A 22,159-nucleotide genomic window follows, 5' to 3' on the forward strand; every position below is an offset into this window, starting at 1 on the left:
GCTCTGCCACGCCTTCCGAGGACGTGCTCTCGAATCCACCATCTCCCGGCGCTGTGGCCGGTGTTCGAAAGGGAAAGAAACATCTGTGATCGGTTCACGGCTTCGCCGCATCCTGTTGTCCGGTGCAGTGCTGGCCGGCGTCCTGGTGACGTTCAACGCCCCCACTACACAAGCCCACTACACCCAGTGCCCCTCCCGGAATGTACCGGCACGAGGGCTACAGCTACGACAGGGGTGTTACCTGGCCGGTGGCTCTACTGGCGTCCTGCACATCCACAACGACGAGCTGACCAGAGAGCAGTCCGCTACGACTCTTTCGAAGCCTCGCACCCTTCCCTTGGCCGACCTCGACCCGGCCCCGACGTGGGGACGCACTGCGCCCCTGCCCTGCGGATGAGAGGAGGCCCGCGCCCGCTGGAGCTCAGCGGATACGGGGACGAGTGATCACCGCTGAACCATCCCGGTCGGTGTTGACAACGCTCGTGATCAATACACCTGGCGCGCAGGATCACCACTTCTGGGAACCGGGAGCTTGTGGCCCCCGACCGCCCTCTCCGGCACGGTGGGCGTGGGATCCGCATCCATGTCCAGGGCGGTGAGCCGGTCACGGATTTGCTGGGCGCTGTGCGACATGGCTCGCTCGTCGGCGCTTCCGAGGGCGTGGACCCAGTCCGCTCGTGCGCCTTCCCGGTCGCCGAGGGCCAGCCGGGTGTCGCCCAGCCGCATCAGTGAGCCGATGGCGTTCCTGTGGTCGCCCAGTTCCTCGAACGCCCGCGTCGCCCGCTGGTAGGTGGCGACCGATTCCTCGTAACGGCCGAGCATACGGAGGTTGTAGCCCAAAATGTCCCAGGCCTGGGCCAGCTGCCAGGGCGCGTCCAGGCGCTGGAACAAGGCGATGCCCTCTTCGCTGTACTGAAGGCTTTTCTCGAGCTGACCCAGGTTGGAGCGGAACCAGGCGAGTTCGACGAGGCACTCGGCCAGCCACAACTCTTCACCTGTCTCCCGGGACAGCTCCAGTCCCCGCTCGGAGGACGTCACGGCCTCCTGGACCCGGCCGAACAGGAACAGCGCGCACGCCGTGACGTAGTGGGCTCGGGCCAGGTCACCGGTTGCGTCGAGCTCTTCGAAGATCGTGGTGGCGAGTCGCAGGTGGTGCAGAGCTTGTTCCTGATGGCCGAGATAGCCGTGGACGCCACCGAGGTGGCGAAGGCAACGGCCTTCTTCAAGACGGTTGTTCTGGCGTCGTGCCACGTCGAGGGCGGGGGTCAGTGCGGTGATGGCTTCCGGCCAGAATTCCTGGCGGTACAGAAAGTCCTTGAGTGACCAGGCCAGCCCGGTGGTGTGGTGGTCCAGCTGCTGGCTGACGGCGGTGTGGAGCAGGCCGTCCAGCACCCGGTGTTCGGCGGTGAGCCATCGGGTTGCCTGCTTGATGGTGGTGAGGTTCTCCGGGGTGACGCCTGGGTTGGGCGCACCTAGGTCGAGCTCGGGCGTTGTGTCGTGTTTCAGGAGCTGGTTGGCCTCGTGGGCGGTGAACATGTAGTGGTCCAGGGCCCGGAGGGTGGCGTGGTGGCGTTCGTCGGTGGTGTCGTGGGTGTGGGTCAGTTCGGCGGCGTAGCCGCGCAGGAGGTCGTGCAGGCTGTAGCGGCCGGGCAGTGGTTGTTCCACGAGGCAGGAACTGACCAGTCCGGCTAGTGCGCGGCGGGTTCGAGGGAGAGGAAGGCCGGCGAGGCTGGCCGCGGCGGGGGCGGTGATGTGAGGGCCGGGGTGCAGGGCCAGGAAGCGGAAGAGCCGGGCGGTGGGCTCGTCCAGGGACTGATAGGACCAGGAGAACACGGTGCGTACGTCTGTGGTGGTGTCGAAGCCGGTGAATGCGTCGAGGCCGCCGTGGGTGTGTTGCAGCTCGTCGGCGATGGCGTGAAGGGGAAAAGAGGGATCGAGTTCGGCGCGGGCGGCGACCACGGCCATGGCCAGGGGAAGTCGTCCGCACAGGCGGATGATGTCGGCCGTGGCGGTGGGCTCGGCGACCAGTCGTTCGGTTCCCAGGCGTCGTTCGAGGGCTTGGTGGGCCTCGGTTTGTGAGGGCAGTGGGAGGGTGAGGGGTTTGGCGCCGTCGGTGGTGATCAGGCCGGGGAGCTGGTTGCGGCTGGTGATCAGGGTGAGACAGCCCGCTCCCGCGGGGAGCAGGGGACGCACTTGTTGCTCGTCGCGGGCGTTGTCCAGGACGAGGAGGATCTGCCGGTCGGCGAGGAGGCTGCGGAAGAGTGTGCTGCGGCCGGCGGCGTCTTCGGGGATGCGCTGGGCGGGAACACCGAGGGCGGTGAGGAAGCCGTGCAGGGCGTTGCCGGGTTCGACGGCGGGTGCGTCGGGGTGGAATCCGCACAGGTTGACGAAAAGCTGACCGTCGGGGAAAGAGGGGGCGATGCGGTGGGCATGGTGGACGGCGAAGGTGGTCTTGCCGACACCGGGAGCACCGCTGATGACGACGACAGGGGCAGCCGTCGGTCCGGGCCGGCCCGGTGCACCGCTCACGGCCGACAGCCACGCGCCCTCGGCCGCCCGCCCCGCGAACACCGGGAGACTGCGCGGCAGTTGTGCCGGACGTGCCAGGGGCGGCGGCGACGTGGTTCCCTCGTCATCCGTGGCCGGACCGCAACGCGCATCCGGCCGATCGGCCGCGTCGGCCGGTGCGTCGGCGGCCAGGCCGACGGGCGCGGTTGCCCCGCCCTCGTCAGGTACCCCGGACATGGCGGACCCGATCGGATCGCGGCCGTGCCCGGTGCCCCCGCCGGGGACGGATGCCGCGCCGAATCTGTTCAGTTCATCGGCTGAGTGAAGGGGTGGCAGGTCGTGGTGAAGGATGCCGTGGTGCAGGGCGCGTAGGGACGGGCCGGGTTCGAGGCCGAGTTCGTCGGCCAGGTGCCGGCGCAGGTCGGTGTAGCGCTGAAGCGCTTCGGGGTGCCGGCCGGCGAGGTACAGGGCGCGCAGCAGCAGGGCCCAGCCGGTTTCCCGCAGGGGATGCTCCGTGGTCATTTCCTGTGCCGCGTCCAGGGCTTCGGTGATCCGTCCTCGCAGGAGCAGGGCAGTGGTGCGGATCTCGCGGGTGGTCTGCCGCAGTTCTTCCAGACGTGCTGCCTCGTGGACGGCGAACAGGTGGTGCGCGGCGTCGGCGAACGGGGTGCCGCGCCACATCTCCAGGGCTTTCCGTGCCTCTTCCACGACGTGTTCGGGCCGGCCCTGGTCCATGAACCGGTGCGCCTGGGCAAGGGCCCGCTCGAAGCGTACGGTGTCACGGCTCTCGGGCGGCACACGCAGGGCGTAGCCCAGGGGTTCGGTGACCAGTACCTCGAAGGTGCCCTGCCGGCGCAGGTGCTGGGGTTCCAGGACCGCGCGTACCTTGCTGATGTGGGCGTGCAGGGAGCCCATCGCTCCGCCCGGTGTCCGTCCCGGCTGCTGCGGCCACAGTTCCTCGCACAACGTCTGCGGAGCGACCGCCCGGCCGTCGGCGAGCAACAGGCGGATCAGCAGCAGCCGCTGCCTGCGCCGACCCGGATCGAGTACCGTACCCGCTCGCCGTACCACCAGCGGACCGAGCAGCCCGAAGTCGAGACCCTGCCTCACAGTTGTCACCGTACCCACTCAGAGTCCCGCTCGACGGCGCCGCCATCGGGGGCACATACATGACCATGACCCGCGGACATGTGGGCGACCCGCTCCCGCGGTCGGGAAACCGGGCGCCGGCCCACCCGGACACCCGCGCGCCCCTCGCCGCGGTGACCTGTCCGCCAAGGTGGGCCGGAGCAGGTGATCGGAGCGGCGAGGACCCCGTCGTCCGCTGCCCGCATACCGGACAGGACATTAGCAGGACGTCACCCGGCGCGATGACTTCGCCGACGAGCGCGATGCGCTCTGGTGACAGGGGCGCTCTCACCTATGACGAAGCGTGAACCGGCGTGGCGTTCATTCCGTTGAGTGATCGAACGGTCGTCTTCAAGAGTGGGAAAAGACATGGTCATCGTCGAAGGAACGAGCACCGCCCGGTTCGAACCGGTCCGAGCGGCGCTGGCAGCGCACCTGGAGTCCGGCGAGGAGTTGGGGGCGTCGATCGCCGTCGATGTCGACGGAGTCATGGAAGTCGATCTGTGGGGTGGGCATGCCGACGAAGCGCGGACCGTTCCGTGGCACCGGGACACGTTGGTCAGCCTGTGGTCGACCACCAAGACCCTCGGCAGTCTGGCGGCCCTCGTCCTCGTCGACCGGGGGGCACTGGATCTGCACCGCCCGGTCGCGCACTACTGGCCCGAGTTCGCTGCTCAGGGCAAGCAGGACATCGAAGTGCGGCATGTCCTGGCACACACCTCGGGGCTCTCCGGCTGGCAGCAGCCCTTCACCATCGACGATCTGTACGACTGGCCGACCGCGAGCGCCCGCCTGGCCGCGCAGGCGCCCTGGTGGGAGCCGGGCAGCGCCTCGGGCTACCACGTGCAGACTCAGGGCCAGCTGGTGGGAGAGCTCGTCCGGCGGGTCAGCGGCCGTACCTTGACCGAGTTCGTCGACACCGAGATCGCCAAGCCGTCACAGGCCGACGTCCAGATCGGTGCGCGGGAGGCCGACTGGCCGCGTATCGCAGGGCTGGTGGCCCCGTCGCAGCTCTCCGGAATGCCCGTCGGCCTCGATCCAGAGGGGATCTTCACCAGGACGTTGCTCGGCAGCCCCGCCCGGGACGAGCACGTCGACACCCCGCAGTGGCGTCGTGCCGAACTCGGAGCCGTCAACGGACACGGCAACGCACGAGGCATGGCCCGTGCCCTCTCCGTAGTCTCACGGCGCGGCCAGGTGAACGGCCACCGGCTCCTCTCCGCGGACACGGTGGACAAGGCCCTCGACGTACAGGCCGACGGAGTCGACCTGTTCCTGGGCGTTCCCGTGCGCTGGGGCATCGGCTTCGCGCTCGCCGATGCGAGGACGATGCCGGCCATGCCCACCGGAAGAATCTGCTTCTGGGTCGGCCGGGGCGGTTCGATCGTCATGATGGACCTCGACCGGCGCGTCACGTTCTCGTACACGATGAACCGGCTGGGCGACGGAATCCTCGGCTCGGAGCGCACCCTCAGCTACATGAGGCATGTCTACGAAGTCCTGGACTCCGCCGGCTGAGGCCCGCCCATGCCCCACCCCGGAGGACCGGACGAAGGTGGCGTGCGCCGCGCCGTGGGCACGCTCGCCGCGCGCGGCGGAGGAAGAGCGCGGCCGTCACTGGTCCGGTGAAGAGGGCCGCCACGAGAAGGGCGGATCCGGACGGGACGCTCCCCCGGGTCAGGCTGTTCATGGTGGACGCAAGGCGGGGGCCGCGGGTAAGCGGCCGTCGTCCGGCTGGAGGCGGAGCCGCTTCTCTTACCCGGGCTGCAGGTTCTGCACCCACGGTCCGACACGGTAGTCGTCACGAGTGTGAGGACCGCAGCGTGCTCTCGGCCAAAGGCTCGATCACATCGGGAAGCGGCTGACGACCGTGCCCCGCAGCCACGTGCGACGCCCGCGAACGAACATTCCGCTCTCGAAGTGAACCGGCCCCGGCTTCCCATCGTAGGACAGGACGAAAGACGCCCTGCCCCGGCAGTTGGGGGGGGCGGCGATGCTCCAGCGGCGGGTCGGGCCGCAGCCCGGCAGCCGCTCTCCGGCCGCTGTCGTGTGTGGCCCGCAACCCGTCCGATCCGCGTCGACCGCCTGGCGCAGACGGAAACGCACGACAACTCGGTCATCCATAAAGGAACTCGGTGCTTCGTTCCTCGAACGCACCGGCTCACTTCGCCGGCACGGTCCGGTGAGGGACGACAACCAAGGAAAAGGACATTCACGCATGCGCATCACCCGCCCGGCCCGTCCGAGCCGCAGATCCGCTCTGCTCGGTGTCACAGCGGCCGTAGGGCTGTCCGTGGCCGCAGTCACCCTGCCCGGCGTAGCCGGTGCGGCGTCCCACCACCCGATACGTCCGACGATCGTGTTGGAGCACGGGGCGTTCGCCGACGCGGCGAGCTGGGACGGTGTCGTCACTCGGCTGCAGCGTGCAGGCTATCCCGTGGTGTCCGCCGCCAACCCGCTGCGTGGTCCGGCGACTGATGCCGCCTACCTGCGCAGCGTCGTCGAGCACATCGACGGGCCCGTGGTCCTGGTCGGTCACTCCTACGGCGGGACCGTCATCAGCCAGGCCGCCGCAGGCCTGGAGGGCAAGGTGAAGGCGCTGGTCTACATCGCCGCGTTCCTGCCCGACACGGGCGAGAGTTCGCTCGGGCTGACGAACAAGTTCCCCGGCAGCACCCTCGGCCAGGCGATCGAGTCCGTCAACTACACGCTGCCCGACGGTGGTCAGGGCGCAGACGTGTACATCAAGCCGGAAGACTTCCGGAACCAGTTCGCTGCGGACGTGCCGGCGGACAAGGCCAGGCTCATGGCAGCAGGACAGCGTCCGATCGCCGCCACCGCGCTGGAGGAGAAGTCGACGAAGGCCGCCTGGAAGACGATCCCCTCCTGGTCGCTTGTCACCACCGAGGACCTCAACATCCCCGTGGCCGCCCAGCGCTACATGTCGGCCCGTGCCGGGGCTCGCACGACGGTCATCGACGCGTCGCACGCGGTGTCCGTGTCCCGCCCCGAGGCCGTCGCCCGCATCGTGGAGCAGGCGGCCCGCACGGTCCGCTGACCGGCAGCTCCGACCTGTCGCGGCATCGCACGTCCCTCACAGTCATGCCCGTCCGGGCACTTCACCACCACACGCATTTCCCACCGAAAGGCAGTAACACCATGGGGTTCATCACCGTCGGCCAGGAGAACTCGACCAGCATCGAGCTGTACTACGAGGACCACGGCACCGGGCAGCCGGTCGTGCTGATCCACGGCTACCCGCTCGACGGCCACTCCTGGGAGAAGCAGTCCGCCGCCCTGCTGTCGGCCGGCTACCGCGTGATCACGTACGACCGGCGCGGCTTCGGCCGCTCCAGCCAGCCCACCACCGGCTACGACTACGACACTTTCGCCGCCGATCTGAACACGGTCCTGGAGACCCTCGACCTCGACGACGTCGTCCTGGTCGGCTTCTCCATGGGTACCGGCGAGGTCGGCCGCTATCTGGGCACCTACGGCTCCGCCCGCATTGCCAAGGCAGCCTTCCTCGCCTCCCTCGAACCCTTCCTCCTCAAGACCGACGACAACCCCGGCGGCGTCGACGGCACCATCTTCAAGGACATCGAAGGGGCCGTCACCGCCGACCGCTACGCCTACTTCACCGCGTTCTACGAGAACTTCTACAACCTCGACGAGAACCTCGGCACCCGCATCAGCGAGGAAGCCGTCCGCAACAGCTGGAACGTCGCCGCCGGAGCCTCCTCGTACGCCTCCCTGGCCTGCGTGGCGACCTGGTCAACCGACTTCCGTGCCGACCTCCCCAAGATCGACGTCCCGGCACTGATCCTGCACGGCACCGCCGACCGCATCCTGCCCATCGAGGCCACCGGAGACCTCTTCCACCAGGCACTCCCGCAGGCCGACTACGTCGTCATCGACGGTGCCCCCCACGGCCTGTTGTGGACCCACGCCCAGGAAGTCACCCAGGCCCTCCTCACCTTCCTGGCCAAGTGACCGACGGCCGACGGCCCTGAGGCTGCTCGTTCGTTCGCGGGCCGCTCGTCGGCAGGACCGTGAACCGTGCGCACCCTCGGGTACCACGCTTGTCGCGACAGCTACGTCGGACCATCGTGTAGCGCTGGTGACGCTCGGGGCTGACGACATCGCCGTTGGCTCCGGGCGGCGGCCCTCGGCGGATGGTCAGGACGGGCGCAGCGGAAGGGCGTTGAAGGTGAGGTCCGCCCAAATGCGGCGGGTGGCTTTCGCCGGGTAGGGCGTGACGCCGGGTCCGGTGTCGATGAGCTGGGTGAGACGCTTTTTCGGTGTCGTACTCGGGCCAGCGGGGGTTTCGATATCCCTGACATGGAACGCAGGTCACCGGCTGAAGCGCTCAGTTGTGCTGCTCGGCATCCAGCAGTGCCAGGGCGTTGCGGATGCCCTGTTCGAGGAGTTGGTCGGCGAGCTGCCGGTCGGTCAGGGCGCGGGAGAGTTGCAGTGTCCCGGCCAGCATGCCGAGGAGGCCAAGTGCCTTCAGGCGCGCCGAGGGCGGGTCGTGGGGTGCCAGGCGGGCGGCGAAGCCGTCGATGAGGACGAGCGCACCGTCGGTGTAGGCCTGCCTGGTGGGATCGGTGGAGCGTGCGATCTCCTCGAGCAGGGCGGCGTTGGGGCAGCCGTCCTCCATGTTGTCGCGCTGCTCGGGGGAGAAGTACCAGCGCACGATCTGTTCGAGGCCGGCGCGGCCGGGTGCCGCCTGGGCGACGATGTTCTCGTGCTGGGTGCGCATCTGGTCGGCGACCGCGGTGGTGACGAGTTCGTCCTTGGAGGGGAAGTAGGCGTAGAAGGTGCCGTTGGTCAGGCCGGCGTCCTTCATGAGCGTGGCGACTCCGGAGCCGTCGATGCCGTTGCGCTTGAGCCGGCGGCCGACCGTCGCGATGATCCGCTGCCGGGTCTCCTGCTTGTGCTCTTTCGTGTACCGCACTATGTGTTCCTTCATGGCAGCCGGGGTTTGCGCCCCGGCTGCCGTCCTGGTCGGGTCAGTGTGCCGCGCCTGCGAGGAGAGCGGGGAAGTTGATCCTGGCGGTCTGCAGTTTCGGGTCGTGGGGCTCGGGGACCCCGCCGTCGGTGATGTACAGCCGGTCGCCGCGCACGGCGGTGGCGGAGGGCGAGGCGAGACCGTCAGCGCTGGTCAGGACGGGCTTGTAGGTGCCGTTGGGGTAGATGACCACGACCCTGTCCGGGCCGTTCTGCGAGGAGGAGCCGTTCTGCGCCGCGAACACCACGTCGGAGCGGGGAGTGAGGAAGCTGATGTCGTCGATGTTGGGCAGGCCGCCGGTGACCTGGCGGACGGGACCGGCGGTGCCGGTGGCGGTGACCGGGATCTGCAGCAGCGTGCCCTTGTTGAAGTTGGTGGCCCACAGTGCGCCGTTGTGGAACCTGAGCCCGTTGGCGCCGATCGGCAGGGCTTCGGTCGGCACCGGCGCGAGCGCGGCATCGGTCAGCCACGGGGTCACCGATCCGCCCGAGACGGGAACGGACCAGATGGTGCCCTTGAGGCTGTCGGCGATGTAGAGGGTGCGTCCGGCCGCGTCGACGGCCAGCCCGTTGGGGCCCGAGTCGGCGGGCAGAGCGGCGACGCGCTCAGGGGTACCGTCCGGAAGCAGCTTGTACACGCCGTTCCTGGCGGCGTTGCCCGGGGCCCACAGCGCGTAGTAGACGGTGCCGTCACTGCCACGGGTGTTGCCGCTGATCGCCTCACCCACCTGCCCGGTGACGAGCACCGTGCGCTCTCCGGAGGCGGAGATACGCATCAGCTGCGGCCCGTGGGTACGCTCGCACACCGCGCAGCTCCCCAGCAGGGACAGGGTCACCGAGCCGTCGGGGTTGGCGGTGATGTTCTCGGGGATCTCGCCGGCGGCGTAGTCGAACGTCGCCGCGGTCTTCACGTCGGTGACAGTGGATCCGCCGCGGTACGTGTGTCCCGTCCCTGCGGACGCGGTCGGCGCCGAGACCAGGATGGCCGCCGTCGCGGTGACCGCCAGCGCGATGCCGACGTTCCTCTTCAGAAAATGCCCTGTGCTCGGTGCACTGCGCCGGACCGTGTGCTGACCTTGCTGCTGCATGACTCTCCTCGGTAAATCAACGAGTGGCTGATCAGTGGACGTTTCGGGGTCGTCAGGGATGCCAGGCGGGTGCATCAGAGACACTCGGGCGGATTGGGCGCCCTTGTGGCCTGCCGGGGTGCCGGGCGGGCCGCCGGTTGTGTGGCGGATCTGCGTGTCGAACGTTCCGGCGGGGACGAGACGGCGTGCGGTGATGACGTGTGAGGCCGGCGGGCGGGGTAGCGGAGCTTCGGCTTGTTGTCGGTGGCGGCAGGGGAAAGGTGGCCGTCAGTTGGGCATCCGGTTGAACCTGCGGACGATGCGGTCGAAGACCCGGGCCGGAAGGACGCGGTGGAACACGCTGATGCTTGCGGCGGTGGAGCCGGCGGTGCGCCGCAGTTTCGGGTTCTTGTCGGTGGCCGCTGCGAGGATCACCTTGGCCACGGTGGCGGGATCGTCGCCGCCGCTGGTGTTCTTGGCCAGCACCTCGTCGAAGGTGCGCCGTCCCGACGCGTAGAGCGGCATGGGGGTGTCGCCCTGGATGCTGTGGTCCCCGAACGGGGTGTTGATCGGGCCGGGCTCGACGAGCAGGATGCGCACGCCGTGCTCGCGGACCTCGTGGTCCAGGGACCCGGAGTAGCCCTCGAGGGCGTGCTTGGTCGAGGTGTAGATGGACATGAACGGGCTGGGGACGAACCCGCTGAGGGAGGAGACGTTGATGACGCGTCCGCGGCGTTGGGTGCGCATGTGCGGCAGCACCGCCTTGGTCATCCGCATGATGCCGTAGACGTTGACGTCGAAGACCTCGTGCGTCCGGGCGACGGAGAACTCCTCGGCGGCGCCGTTGGCGCCGACGCCGGCGTTGTTGACCAGGACGTCGATGCGCCCGTACCGGTCGATCACCTGCTTGACCACGGAGTCGACCGATTCGTCGCTGGTGACGTCGAGGTCGAGGTAGGTCACCCCGGCGGGCGCGGTGACCCGCGCGGTGTTGCGGGCGGTTCCGATCACCTCGAAGCCCGCCGCGGCGAAGGCGCGGGCCGTTTCCTTGCCGACTCCCGATGAGGCGCCTGTCACGAGTACCACCGGTCGAGTTGATGCCATCACGAGCTCCCTTGAGTTTGCATTACGTTCGTATGTCTTACGTTCGTACGAACGTAGAGTGGTCGTCGGCCGATGGCAAGTGGCCACGGCCGACGATCCGACAAAGATCTGTGCCGGAGCGTGCGGTTTTGCGCTTGGATGTTCCAACGCTCGTCGAGGGCGCCAGGCACCTGCACATTCGGAGGAAAGGGTCCGTACATGACTACGGCTCTTGCTGAGCAGCCGGGCGGTCCGGTAGACGAGCCTCGGCCCGGCCGCCCGCCGGTCGTGGTGTTCGCACAGGTGGAAGCCGTCCCGTTTCGGCAGCGAGCTTCTCGAACTGGGGCAGGAATGCTTGAACCCCTGGCCAGGTCATGGAGCTCAGGAAGTGCGTGTAGGCCGCTCGCAGGTCTGCATCGGGCGGCAGCGTCGCCCGGTTACCTGAGCCTTGGCGGCTGCCGGCGCCGCCTTGTCGAATGACGCCAGCCGGGTTGCCATACCGTCCGCGAAGCCGTCCAGCCCGGCGTCGTCGACGGTGCGGGTCACCCATCCGTAGCGTTCTGCCGTGTCGGCGTCGTAGTCGTTGCTGCTGAGGATGGCTTCGAGTGCCCAATCCCGTCCGATGAGTCGGGGCAGGTGTTCCCTGCCCCCGCCGCCCGGAAGAATCCCGCCGCCGACTTCGGGCTGGCCGAACACCGCATGCTCGCGGCTGGTGTAGCGCAGATCGCAGGCCAGGGCCAGTTCGTTCCCGCCGCCCCTGGTCCGCCCGCGGATGGACGCGATGCTGATGAACGGAGCCGTGGACAGCCGCACGACGAGATCGATCCACGCCGGCGTCGCCTCCGGATCGGACGGCATGAAGTCGGCGGTCCGGCCGAGATCGAAGTGGTTGAAGAAGTAGCCGGGTGACGGGCGTCCAGGACAGTTCCCGGGGCGGGTGGCGGAAGAACATGGTGATGCTGATCAGGTCGAGAAGCATGGCGATGGTGGGCGTCCGGGCCTGGACCAAGGCGGCGTAGCGGTGGAGCACGGGTACGGCGGGCGAGTAGTCGGCCAGGCCGGGTGCGGCACCTCCCTGCGCGTCGGCCATTGCGGCCAGAATGCCCCCGCCGCCGTGCAGGAGCGGAGTGTCGACGTGGGGGTGGCTCAGTGCGCTGTGCAGGTCGCCGGTGGTCGCGGCGAGGTGGGCGAGGTACTCGCCGCTGATGGTGTTGCGGAAGCCCTCGCGCAGCAGCCACGCCCTGATACCGGGATCTGTGGTGTCGCGCAGCGTTCGGACCGCCTGGATGCGTCCCCAGCCCGCGACCTGTTGAGCGAGGGCATGGACGGCCAGGTCTCCTTCGGGCTGGGAGCGGTGGAGTGCGACGGCTGCGTAGAGGGTGAGCTCATCCAGGGTGCCGAGCAGGAGCAGCAGTTCTCGGTCGCGGATGTCCCCGCCCAGGCCCAGGAGCACCAGGCCGATCTTGACCGGGCCTCGGTGGGTACCGTGCTCTGCCAACTGCCGACCCAGTCGGCGCAGACCGTCGGACGGCAGACCGCGGCGGCGGATCTCGGCGCTGAGCTCGTCAGCGACGTCGATCGGCGAGCAGGTGGTCAGGAGGTCGTGGAGGCTCCTGAGCCCGTCGCCGCTGAGGGCGGGCGTCAATGCCGGCAGCAGGTGTTCGAGGTGGTTGGCGAGTTCGACGCCGGTGGGAGGAACAACATCGTCGCCGTCTTGAGTACGGCGTACAAGAGCGTCTTCACCGCCGCCGACGAAGACGAGGCGAGTGCTGTCCGGGAGTGCGTCGGGAAGCGGATCGCCGAACCAGGGCCACGGTCCGGGACCGTAGCGGCCACGGAGGGTCCGCGCGTGGTCGAGAAAGGTGGGGCGCTCGTCGGCGACATCGCCGTCGCGCACCCACCACGAGCCGGTCAACAGCCGCAGGGCTGGCCGCCCTTTCGTGTAGTCATGACGTGGATAGTGTCCAGTACGGCTCGTCCTGGCAACCGATTTCGCTCCGGCACATGAAGATCCACGGCCCTCAGAGCCCAGGTGACCTTGTTGCGGTGAGGGCCCCTGACTGGCACCCGCTCCTGAGGCATCCGCGGCAGCTCGATCCGGCCCCGGCCGCGACCCGCCGCTCGACGTCACGGCGTCGGCCAGGCCGTGCGCCGTCTGCGGTCCGCAACCCAGTTCGCCGACCGGCCGAGCTGGCTATCCATGATTAGCCGTCACTTCGGAGACGTGAGCGAAAGGCCGTGCATCCCCATTGACATAGACGCCCACTCCCCAGTGTGATGGCTAATGCTCAGTAGCCAAGGTCAGGGGTCAACGTGTCGATCGGGTTCGAGAGCGACGAGAGGGTCGCCGACATCGCGTGGCGCACCGCCGAGTTCGTCCGGGACGTGGTGCTGCCGGAGGAGCAGGCCTGCGACGGGAACGTCCATGACGGGCCGGAGCCACTGCGGCGTCGGTTGCAGGAGGCCGCCCGGGCCGCGGCGGTGTTCGCTCCGCATGTGAGTGGCGACTGGGGCGGGCTCGGGCTGGATCTCTGCGGCCAGGCAGTGGTGTTCGAGGCGGCCGGATACTCACTGCTGGGCCCGCTGGCTCTCAACTGCGCGGCGCCCGACGAGGGCAATATGCACCTGCTCGAAGTGGTCGCCGACGACGAACAGAAGGAGCGGTATCTGCGCCCGCTGGCGGCCGGAGAGGTGCGCTCCTGCTTCGCGATGACCGAGCCGGCACCGGGCGCCGGATCCGACCCCCGTGCGCTGGCCACCACGGCGACGCGGACCGCAGCCGGCTGGCGGATCGACGGCCGCAAGTGGTTCATCAGCGGCGCCGACGGCGCCGGCTTCGCCATCTGCATGGCCCGCACGACCGGCGTCCCGGGCGACGCGGGCGGCGCAACGATGTTCCTCGTGGACGCCGACAACCCGGGCGTGAAGGTCGTCCGGAACATCGACACCCTGGATCAGGGCCTGTTCGGCGGGCACAGCGAGGTCGTCTTCGCCGACTGCGAGGTGAGCGACGGCGCTGTGCTGGGCGAGGTGGACGAAGGCTTCGCGCATGCCCAGGTGCGTCTCGGACCCGCCCGTATGACGCACTGCATGCGATGGCTCGGAGTGGCACGCAGGGCGCAGGACATCGCTCTGGAGCGGGCGGCTGATCGCTCGGCCTTCGGTAGGCCACTGGCCGAACTGGGCATGGTGCAACAGCTGCTGGCCGACTCCGAGATCGACATCGAGACCAGTCGCGCGGTGCTGCTGCGGGCCTGCTGGGAGCTGGATCAGGGGCGCTCGGCCGCCCAGCACACCTCCATCGCGAAGACGTACGTCTCGGAGGCGGTGAACCGGGTGGTCGACCGGGCCGTGCAGGTGTGCGGCGCGCTCGGCATCTCGGGAGACACCCCGCTGTCGCGGCTGTACCGGGAGGTGCGTCCGTTCCGGATCTACGACGGCCCGTCCGAGACCCACCGCTGGGCCATCGCCAAGCGCGCGGTGCGGGCGGCACGGGAGCGGAGGGCCGCGCGATGACCACACCGGAGACAACTGCCACCACCCCGGACACGGCCGTGGTCGGCGTCGACGGCCCCGCCCTGCAGAGCTACTTCGAAGACCATGTACCGCAGTGCGCGGGCCCGTTGACGGTGGAGCTGCTGCACGGCGGGCGCTCCAATCTCACCTACGAGGTCACCGACGGGACACACCGGTGGGTGCTGCGCCGGCCACCGCTGGGCGTGCTCACGCCGACCGCGCACGACATGGACCGCGAGTACCGCGTCGTCGCCGCACTCGGCGGCACCGGAGTACCGGTCGCCCGAGCCGTGCTGTCGTGCACGGACCCGGCGGTCATCGGGGCTCCGTTCTGTGTCGTCGACTTCGTGGAGGGCACCGTGCTGCGCGACGGCGACGAGGTCGCCGTGCTACCGCCGGCCGATGCACGGCGTAGTGCCGATGCGCTGGTGGACGCCCTGGTGGCACTGCACTCGGTCGAGGTCGCCGACGTCGGGCTCGGTGACTTCGGCCGGCCAGAGGGCTATCTGGAGCGCCAGGTGCGGCGGTGGCGCAGCCAGTGGGACAGGGTCGCCACCCGTGCCCTGCCCGACCTCGAGGCGTTGCACCGCCGACTCGCCCGCGCCCTGCCGGTGAGCGGCGCGCCCACGATCGTGCACGGCGACTACCGCCTGGACAACACCATCCTGGCACCCGGTGACTTCGGGCGGATCGCCGCGATCGTCGACTGGGAGATGGCCACCCTCGGTGATCCCCTCGCCGACCTCGGGATGCTGCTCATGTACTGGGACCCGGTCTGCGAGCCGGTGCTCGGGGCGCGCCACGTTCCGACGGCCAACCCCGGTTTCCCTTCCGGCCGCGAGCTGGCCGAGCGGTACGCGGTGCGCTCGGGCCGGGACATCGAAGCCCTGGCCTTCTACCAGGCGCTGGGCTGCTTCAAGCTCGCGGTCATCGCCGAGGGCATCCACGCCCGCTATCTCGCGGGTCGGACCGTCGGCACCGGCTTCGAGCTGGTCGGCTCCGCGGTCCCGGCGCTGCTGCGCTCGGGGCTGGAGCTGCTGCCGTGACGACCGCTGACATCGACGCACTCGACGAAGACCGAGGAGCACCCGTGCAGGACCGGCTGTCTGGACAGATCGCCCTGGTGACCGGCGCGACCGGCGGCATAGGAGACGCCGTCGTCCGCCGACTGGCCGCCGAGGGTGCCGCGGTGGCGGTGACCGACGTGGACGCCGGCCGCTGCGAGGCGCTCGCGAAGGAGCTCACGGACGGCGGGGCGCGGGCGCTCGGGCTCGCCCTGGACGTCAGCGACGAGGAGGCGTGGCGCCGCGCGGTCGAGCGGGTGGTCGCCGAACTCGGTGGGCTGTCCGTGCTCGTCAACAACGCGGGCATCGCCGAGATGCGAACCGTGGAGACGGAGACCCGGGAGTCCTGGGACAAGGTCATCGCGGTCACCCAGACCGGTGTCTGGCTCGGCATGAAGTACGGCGGGCCCGCCATCGAGAGCTTCGGCGGGGGCTCGATCGTCAACATCGCCTCGATCTTCGGTACGGTCGGCGGCTTCGGAAGCAGCTTCTCGTACCACGCGGCCAAGGGCGCGGTCCGGCTGATGACGAAGAACGCCGCGCTGCACTGGGGCACGCGCGGCGTGCGCGTGAACTCGATCCACCCGGGCTTCATCGAAACGCCCCGCTCCCGCGAACTGTGGCGGGGCACGCCCCGGCACGCCGCGATGGTCGAGGGCACCCCGTTGGGGCGGCTGGGCCGACCCGACGAGGTCGCGGGAGCGGTGGCGTTCCTGGCCTCTCACGACGCGAGCTTCGTCACCGGCTCCGAGTTGTACGTGGACGGGGGTTGGACGGCTCGCTGACGGCAGGCGCCCTGTGCCGGCGAGGTCACCACACGCGCGTGTACTGGTTCACGCCGCCCACGGATGTCACTGTTGCCCGCTCCTGGAGCACGAGGACATCCAGGTGCGCGGCCGTCTCGTTGACCGCGAGCATCTGGTTGAAGGAATTCAGCTCGCCGAACGGCACGGCACGGCGCGTCCATCCGAGCTTGCGCGCCACCGCGTGGGCGTCGAGCGTGTCCTCGCCCAGCGCCGCCAGGCTCTCGGCCAGCCGGTCGTCGTGGTGGGCGAGCAGCTCGGCGACCCGGGTGTGCGTGCTGTCGGAGACCGGACCGTGCGCGGGGAGCAGGCGGGCGTCGGCGTAACGGTTCATCAGCCGCAGGGAGTCCAGATAGTCGGCGAGCGGCCGGCCACCGGGATCGGTCAGCTCGAAGCCGATGGACGGAGTGATGTGCGGCAGGACATGGTCCCCGGAGAACAGCAGGCCCCGCTGTTCGTCCAGGAAGACCACATGTCCCTTGGTGTGTCCCGGAGTCGGTACGACGCGCAGCTCGCGGTCCCCGAAGCGTAGGGTCTCGGCGGCGAGCCAGCGGTCAGGGGCCTGCCACACGCTCGGGTCGAAACCGCCGTGGTCCATCGCCCGGATGGAGTCGGCCAGTTCACCGGCGCCGGCCCTGCGCAGGGTCTCCAGTGAACTCACGGGCTCGTCGCTGCGCAGCCGGTCGAGCATCTCCAGACCCGGGCGTTCCCCGGCGCCGAGGTAGACGCGCGAGCCCAGCAGCCGGCGCAGTTCCACCGCGTTCGTGTAGTGGTCACGGTGAATGTGGGTGACCAGGATGTGGCTGATGTCGCCGAGGTCGCGGTCGATGGCGGCCATGGCCTCCTCGAGTGCCTTGCGCGCCTCGGGGATCGCCCAGCCGCCGTCGATCATGACGATGCCGCCGTCGTCGGCGAGGTCCTCCAGCAGGTAGACGTTGACGGCGTGCAGGCCGTCGTTGGGAAGTGGCAGAGGAACGCGGTGCACCCCGGGCTGTACGGTCTGGACTCCGGCTGCGGCCCACGGGCCCTGGTCGAACCGCTGTGTCATGATCCTCCTTGTTGGTGTACCGCCGCGGGGTCACGCCGGTCGGCTTGCGCGACGGCACGGTCGCACCGATCGTCTGCTCGTCAGGCCTGGTCGTCGGGCGCGCGGGCAGTCAGCCTGACGGCCAGGTCCCGGGCCCCGCTCCGGTCGAGCTTGCCGACCTTGGTCTGGGGCAACTCCTTGAGGCCGTAGACGAATTCGGGCCACTTGGTCTTGGACAGGCCGACCCGCTCCAGGTGTCCGGTCACCTCGGCCAGGTCGATGCCGCCGCCGTCCTCGGTGACGACGAGCATCGCCACGCGTTCACCGAGCACGTCGTCGGGAACCGCCGCGACACAGGTCCTGGCCACGCGCGGGTAGCTGGCCACCGCGCGCTCTATCTCGGTGATGTCGATGTTGCGGCCGCCGCGGATGATGACGTCCTTCTCACGGCCCATGATGCTGATGGTGCCGTCCTCGTGGGTCATCAGCAGGTCGCCGGTGGGCAGGTAGCCGTCCTCTGTCAGCGCCGGCGGATCGACCCGGCCGTCGCGGGCGTAGCCGAGGAAGAGGGACGGGCCGCGCACCTGCGCCCGGCCGGTCACGCCCGGCCCGGCTGTCTGCCCGTCGGGGGTGAGGGCGCGTACGTCCGTACCCGGGAAGGGCAGGCCGTCCGTGCCGAGCCGGATCTCCTCGGGGTCCTCGGGGCTCGGCGAGGTGTGGCCGAGGCACTCGGACATGCCGAAGACGCGGAGGATCTTCGTGCCCAGGGACTGCTCCGCCCGGGCCAGCGCTCCGCGGTCCATGGGCCCGCCGCCGACGGTGATCGACCGGACGCCGCGAAGGATGCCGGAGCCGGCCGCCTCGGCGCCCATCTGCAGCGCCATGGTCGGGACGCACATGGTCCAGCGGACGTCGGCGTCGGCCATCCGCTTCAGTGCGACGGCCCTGTCCCACTTCCCCGTCATGACGAGCGGCCCGCGCAGCATGAGGGAGAGGTAGACACCGAAGCAGTACGCCGCCGTCGAGGACAGCGGCACGATCGCGGCGACGGCGTCGCCGGGGGCCAGGCCGTTGACGGTGACGGTGCTCGTGGCGGCGTAGCGCAGGGCCGACTCGGACTGTACGACGCCTTTGGGCCGCCCGGTCGATCCGGAGGTGAGGCCGATCAGAGCACCCCCCGACCAGCGCGACACCTCACGCTTGTGGGGCGTGGACAGGCAGGTCCAGCCGTCGAGCACCGTCCGCGGCGGGCCCGGCAGTCGTGCGGGCACCGCCCATTCGTCCATCGCGGAGGGCTCGGCGACCACGGCGTCCGGGCGGATGTCCTCCCAGGCCGCGGTGAACTCGGCGTGGGTGGTGTGCCGATTGACGACCGCGAGGACACCCCCGTCCCGGCCGGTCATGCCCACGGCGAGGGTGGCCGCGACCGTACGCCACGAGTTGTCGGCCTGAAGCATGACCGTGCCGGCCGCCGCGTCTGCCGCGCCCGCGCTGGACAGCGCTCCGGCCAGCCGCGTGGCCTCATCGAGCAGCTGCCGGGCCGTATGGCTGCCCGTGTCGTCGATGACGGCGACGAAGTCGGCCTCGTCCGCCTTCTGTTGGAACTCCCGCACTACCTGTCGCATCTTGTCCCTCGCTGCGCTGTGCCGAACTCCGTCTACTGAACGCTGGGGTACGTGCCGTGCCGGTGAGCCGGGATCGTCCGGCAGGAGCAACTTCAGGCGGCGAACATCTCCGCCTCGTGCCCCATGACCGCGATGCGGCGGCCCTTCATGTCGCCGACCTGTGCGACGGCCTCGGCCCACTCGGGGCTCGCCAGGGCCTTCTTCAGGTCCTCAGGGGAGTCGAATCCGAGTACGGAGATCCCGTCCCAGCCTTCGGAGCGCGGCTCCAGAGCGGCGTCGATCTCGGTGTGCCGCCAGGCACGCAGTCCGGGCAGTCGGTAGGTCAGCTCCGCGTGGTCGCCGCGCCACCACGTGATGAACTGCTCGTGTGTCCACTCCGGAGGGCGAGCTGCCAGCAGGACGAGGTTGTACATGAGGTTCCTCCGTACGCGGAAGGCGGGCCATCGGTGGGGTGAAGGTGTGTGATCAGTCGAAGCGGATCTCGGACGAGCGGCCGATCAGCAGGCGCTGCAGCCGGCCCTCGTCGTTCACCCGCCCGGCGGCGACGAAGGTGGCCTCGGGCACACCCGCGCGTCGTACCTCCCCGAGGAAGAGCTCGTCCTGGCCGAGCGTGGTCGCCGACAGCCGGTGGTGGGTGCGGGTGCCCTTCTCGCGCTGTTCGAGGTAGCCGACGAGGGCGGCGCGGTCGCCGGAGAAGTCGGTGGCGTTGCCGTCCCCGGTGGAGAACAGGATGGACAGTGAGAAGTCGTCGCTGATCAGGTCGAGGATCCGGGACGGCTCGTCCCCGTCGAGGATCTCGAACCATGCGGTGAGGAAGGGGGCCGCGCTCGACGTTTCGGTCATGGCCGGCTCCCGTCCTGCGCCGACCAGTCGACCAGTTCGAACGACGTGGTGAAGAAGGACTGGTAGCGCGCCAGGCGGCCGCCGGACGAGATCACCGCGGCGGAGAGGAAGGAGCCGCTGTACCGGCCGCCCTCCGTCACCACTCCGTAGACGGTTTCGAGGTCGCCGTCGCGGCTGTGGCGCAGGATCTCGTGGGACCGGTCCAGGGGATTGCGGCCCGCGATGTACGCGGCGAAGTCCTCCTTGGACTTGCCGATGACCTCCTTGCCGGGCAGGGCGATGAGGAAGCGGAAATCAGGTTCGAGCAGCTCCAGCGTCCGCTCCGGATGCCGACTGTCCATGCTGGCCATGTATGCGCGCAATGCCATGAGTGAGCCCTTCGGTCGCCGACCTTCTGCCGATTGATCAACCTGAGCCAAGTTCAATTCAGGTAGATGTTAATCCGGTGGAATCTCCCCTGGCAATAGTGCGTGACGGAGCTGCCCAGGCGGCAGTGGCACCGGGTCACCGGCACGACAAAGCCCCCCGACGGAATCCGCAGGGGGGCGGGAAGACCGGGACACTCAGGACGTCACGTGGCGACCATCCGTACGCAGGCGCCCTCGATGAGTTCGCTGACCTCCGACAGCGGCGTCGGCCCCGACGGCCGGTACCACCGCCAGACGCTGACGATCAGGCCGAGCACACTCGCGCCCAGCAGCTGTGCGTCGCGCAGCGGAAACGCACCCTGGGACATGCCCCGGACCAGCAGGTTCGTCCAGTCCCGCTCGACGAGCTGGACCAGCTGACGGGCCGCGACGCGCTCGGCCTCCTCCCGCTTGGACTTGCGCGGGCCGGAGAGGAGGTCCATGTGGTTCTGCAGGATGCGCATCTGCAGGACCTCTTGGTCGGAGACGTCGTACGCCGCGTGGACGGCCGCCCGCAGCGCCTCCACCGGCTCCGCGGCGTCCGCTGTCGCCTCCGTGAACTTGTCGTGGGAGCGCTGGAGCTCCAGCCGCATGATGGTGAGCAGGCAGTGGGTCTTGGACTCGAAGTAGTGGTACAGCGCGGTCTGCCCGATGCCGACCCGCTCCGCCACGGTGGACCACTTGGTGGCCTCGAAGCCTGTCTCGCCGAAGCAGTCGACAGCGGCCGCCAGAATGGCGGCGCGCTTGGACCTCGGCCCCGCTTCCGGTTCAACGATCTTTGTCGCCATGACTGACCCACCGTCTCCTGGCTGCCGCCCATCTCGTGCGTACCCGAGGGTAGCCCCAAGTTGAACTCAGTTGCCAATCGACTTCAGGTCAAAGGCGCTCGAGCACAGTCGCATTGGCCATGCCACCGCCCTCGCACATCGTCTGCAGACCATAACGTCCGCCGGTCCTGTGCAGCTGGTGGACGAGCGTGGTCATGAGCCGGGCACCGGTGGCGCCGAGCGGATGCCCGAGCGCGATGGCACCGCCGAAGGCGTTGACCCGCTCCGGGTCGGCGCCTGTCTCCTTCTGCCAGGCGAGGACGACGGAGGCGAAGGCCTCGTTGATCTCGACGAGGTCGATCTCGCCGATCGGCAGTCCGGCCTTCTCCAGGACCTTCTCGGTGGCGGGGATCGGGCCGGTCAGCATGTGGATCGGGTCGGAGCCGACGACGGCCATGGTGTGCACACGGGCCAGCGGTGTCAGACCGTGGCGGCGTACCGCCTCCGCGGAGGCGATCAGCAGGGCGGCGGCGCCGTCGGAGATCTGGCTGGCGACGGCGGCGGTCAGCCGGCCGCCCTCGGTCAAAGTCTTCAGGCCCGCCATCTTCTCGAGGGTGGTGTCGGCGCGCGGGCCCTCGTCGGCGGCCAGCCCGAAGGCCGGGACCATCTCGGCGTCGAAGGCGCCGTCGGCCTGGGCGGCGAGGGCCCGCCGGTGGCTGGTGAGGGCGAACCTCTCCATGTCCGCGCGGGAGACGCCCCACTTCTCGGCGATCAGCTCGGCCCCGCGGAACTGCGAGACCTCCTGGTCCCCGAAACGTTCGCGCCAGCCGTCCCCCGCGAAGGGGCTGCCCATGCCGGCCTGCTCTCCGACGAACATCGGGCTGGCGATGGGTACCAGGCTCATCACCTCCACCCCACCGGCGACCACGAGATCGGCGGCGCCGGAGCCGACCGCCTGCGCGGCGAAGTGCACGGCCTGCTGGGAGGAGCCGCACTGGCGGTCGATGGTGGTGCCGGGCACGTGCTGCGGCAGCCCCGCCGACAGCCAGGCGGTGCGGGCGATGTTCCCGGTCTGCGCGCCGAGCTGGCTGACACACCCGAAGAACACGTCGTCGACGGCGCCCGGGTCGGCGCCGGTGCGCTCGAGCAGAGCGCGCAGCACATGGGCGCCGAGGTCTGCGGGGTGCACGCCGCTGAGTGTGCCCTTGCGGCGGCCGACGGGGGTGCGGACGGCTCCGACGATGAATGCTTCCGACGTGGTGGGCACGGGGGGGGCTCCATGGGTTTCGGTACGGAACGGAACGGGTCCTG

19 protein-coding genes are annotated in these 22,159 nt (G+C 69.6%); 7 read left to right on the forward strand and 12 right to left on the reverse strand.

Going from position 1 to position 22,159, the window contains the following annotated elements; all coding sequences use genetic code 11:
* Positions 1-486: 486 nt before the first annotated feature.
* Entirely contained in the window at positions 487-3,618 is a 3,132-nt protein-coding gene (locus tag ACZ5XS_RS32870) for an AfsR/SARP family transcriptional regulator (protein WP_468657517.1), read from the reverse strand.
* A 387-nt stretch (positions 3,619-4,005) separates the two neighbouring features.
* Here ACZ5XS_RS32870 and ACZ5XS_RS32875 point away from each other — a divergent pair, with 387 nt between their 5' ends.
* The 3 genes from ACZ5XS_RS32875 (at position 4,006) to ACZ5XS_RS32885 (ending at position 7,629) form a co-directional block, all read left to right on the forward strand.
* Positions 4,006-5,154 (forward strand): serine hydrolase domain-containing protein, encoded by a 1,149-nt coding sequence (locus tag ACZ5XS_RS32875; protein ID WP_468657519.1) that lies wholly within the window; start codon positions 4,006-4,008, stop codon positions 5,152-5,154.
* Between the two features lie 700 nt (positions 5,155-5,854).
* Entirely contained in the window at positions 5,855-6,694 is an 840-nt protein-coding gene (locus ACZ5XS_RS32880) for an alpha/beta fold hydrolase (protein WP_468657521.1), read from the forward strand.
* A 101-nt stretch (positions 6,695-6,795) separates the two neighbouring features.
* A complete protein-coding gene (locus ACZ5XS_RS32885) occupies positions 6,796-7,629 on the forward strand; it encodes an alpha/beta fold hydrolase (RefSeq protein ID WP_468657523.1) in 834 nt (277 codons plus the stop codon).
* Positions 7,630-8,005: 376 nt separating this feature from the next.
* On the opposite strand, the gene ACZ5XS_RS32890 is transcribed toward ACZ5XS_RS32885, so the two are convergent.
* The 4 genes from ACZ5XS_RS32890 to ACZ5XS_RS32905 form a co-directional block, all read right to left on the reverse strand.
* Positions 8,006-8,596 carry a TetR/AcrR family transcriptional regulator gene (locus tag ACZ5XS_RS32890; protein ID WP_468657637.1) on the reverse strand — a complete coding sequence of 197 codons (591 nt, stop codon included), beginning with the start codon at positions 8,594-8,596 and terminating at the stop codon, positions 8,006-8,008.
* A gap of 52 nt (positions 8,597-8,648) precedes the next feature.
* A complete protein-coding gene (locus tag ACZ5XS_RS32895) occupies positions 8,649-9,734 on the reverse strand; it encodes an SMP-30/gluconolactonase/LRE family protein (RefSeq protein WP_468657525.1) in 1,086 nt (361 codons plus the stop codon).
* A gap of 267 nt (positions 9,735-10,001) precedes the next feature.
* The gene (locus ACZ5XS_RS32900; RefSeq protein WP_468657527.1) at positions 10,002-10,817 is read right to left on the reverse strand and encodes an oxidoreductase; all 816 of its coding nucleotides are present in this window, start codon (positions 10,815-10,817) and stop codon (positions 10,002-10,004) included.
* 360 nt (positions 10,818-11,177) lie between these two features.
* On the reverse strand, positions 11,178-11,654 hold the full coding sequence (locus ACZ5XS_RS32905) for an enoyl-CoA hydratase/isomerase family protein (RefSeq protein ID WP_468657529.1): 477 nt from the start codon (positions 11,652-11,654) through the stop codon (positions 11,178-11,180).
* Between the two features lie 79 nt (positions 11,655-11,733).
* Between ACZ5XS_RS32905 and ACZ5XS_RS32910 the strand changes: the two genes are divergently transcribed.
* The 4 genes from ACZ5XS_RS32910 (at position 11,734) to ACZ5XS_RS32925 (ending at position 16,161) form a co-directional block, all read left to right on the forward strand.
* The gene (locus ACZ5XS_RS32910) at positions 11,734-12,804 is read left to right on the forward strand and encodes a hypothetical protein (RefSeq protein WP_468657531.1); all 1,071 of its coding nucleotides are present in this window, start codon (positions 11,734-11,736) and stop codon (positions 12,802-12,804) included.
* A gap of 305 nt (positions 12,805-13,109) precedes the next feature.
* Positions 13,110-14,312, forward strand: coding sequence for an acyl-CoA dehydrogenase family protein (locus ACZ5XS_RS32915; RefSeq protein ID WP_468657533.1), 1,203 nt, complete (start codon positions 13,110-13,112; stop codon positions 14,310-14,312).
* Positions 14,309-15,358, forward strand: a complete 1,050-nt coding sequence (locus ACZ5XS_RS32920) for a phosphotransferase family protein (protein WP_468657535.1) — start codon at positions 14,309-14,311, stop codon at positions 15,356-15,358. Before ACZ5XS_RS32915 ends, ACZ5XS_RS32920 begins: the two co-directional genes overlap by 4 nt.
* A gap of 44 nt (positions 15,359-15,402) precedes the next feature.
* On the forward strand, positions 15,403-16,161 hold the full coding sequence (locus ACZ5XS_RS32925; RefSeq protein WP_468657639.1) for an SDR family NAD(P)-dependent oxidoreductase: 759 nt from the start codon (positions 15,403-15,405) through the stop codon (positions 16,159-16,161).
* Positions 16,162-16,186: 25 nt separating this feature from the next.
* Here ACZ5XS_RS32925 and ACZ5XS_RS32930 read toward each other — a convergent pair whose 3' ends face one another.
* The 7 genes from ACZ5XS_RS32930 to ACZ5XS_RS32960 form a co-directional block, all read right to left on the reverse strand.
* Positions 16,187-17,227 carry an MBL fold metallo-hydrolase gene (locus ACZ5XS_RS32930; RefSeq protein ID WP_468657537.1) on the reverse strand — a complete coding sequence of 347 codons (1,041 nt, stop codon included), beginning with the start codon at positions 17,225-17,227 and terminating at the stop codon, positions 16,187-16,189.
* A gap of 80 nt (positions 17,228-17,307) precedes the next feature.
* Positions 17,308-18,831 (reverse strand): class I adenylate-forming enzyme family protein, encoded by a 1,524-nt coding sequence (locus ACZ5XS_RS32935; protein ID WP_468657539.1) that lies wholly within the window; start codon positions 18,829-18,831, stop codon positions 17,308-17,310.
* A gap of 92 nt (positions 18,832-18,923) precedes the next feature.
* Entirely contained in the window at positions 18,924-19,244 is a 321-nt protein-coding gene (locus ACZ5XS_RS32940) for an EthD family reductase (RefSeq protein WP_468657541.1), read from the reverse strand.
* Positions 19,245-19,296: 52 nt separating this feature from the next.
* Positions 19,297-19,674, reverse strand: a complete 378-nt coding sequence (locus tag ACZ5XS_RS32945) for a hypothetical protein (protein ID WP_468657543.1) — start codon at positions 19,672-19,674, stop codon at positions 19,297-19,299.
* Positions 19,671-20,042, reverse strand: coding sequence for a nuclear transport factor 2 family protein (locus ACZ5XS_RS32950; protein WP_468657545.1), 372 nt, complete (start codon positions 20,040-20,042; stop codon positions 19,671-19,673). The genes ACZ5XS_RS32945 and ACZ5XS_RS32950 overlap by 4 nt, the downstream gene beginning before the upstream one ends.
* Positions 20,043-20,245: 203 nt before the next feature.
* Positions 20,246-20,869: a TetR/AcrR family transcriptional regulator gene (locus tag ACZ5XS_RS32955; RefSeq protein WP_468657547.1), complete on the reverse strand. Its 624-nt coding sequence runs from the start codon at positions 20,867-20,869 to the stop codon at positions 20,246-20,248.
* Positions 20,870-20,957: 88 nt separating this feature from the next.
* On the reverse strand, positions 20,958-22,115 hold the full coding sequence (locus tag ACZ5XS_RS32960) for an acetyl-CoA C-acetyltransferase (RefSeq protein WP_468657549.1): 1,158 nt from the start codon (positions 22,113-22,115) through the stop codon (positions 20,958-20,960).
* Between the last annotated feature and the right edge of the window lie 44 nt (positions 22,116-22,159).

The sequence above is a fragment of the Streptomyces sp. NPDC033131 genome (assembly GCF_055578365.1).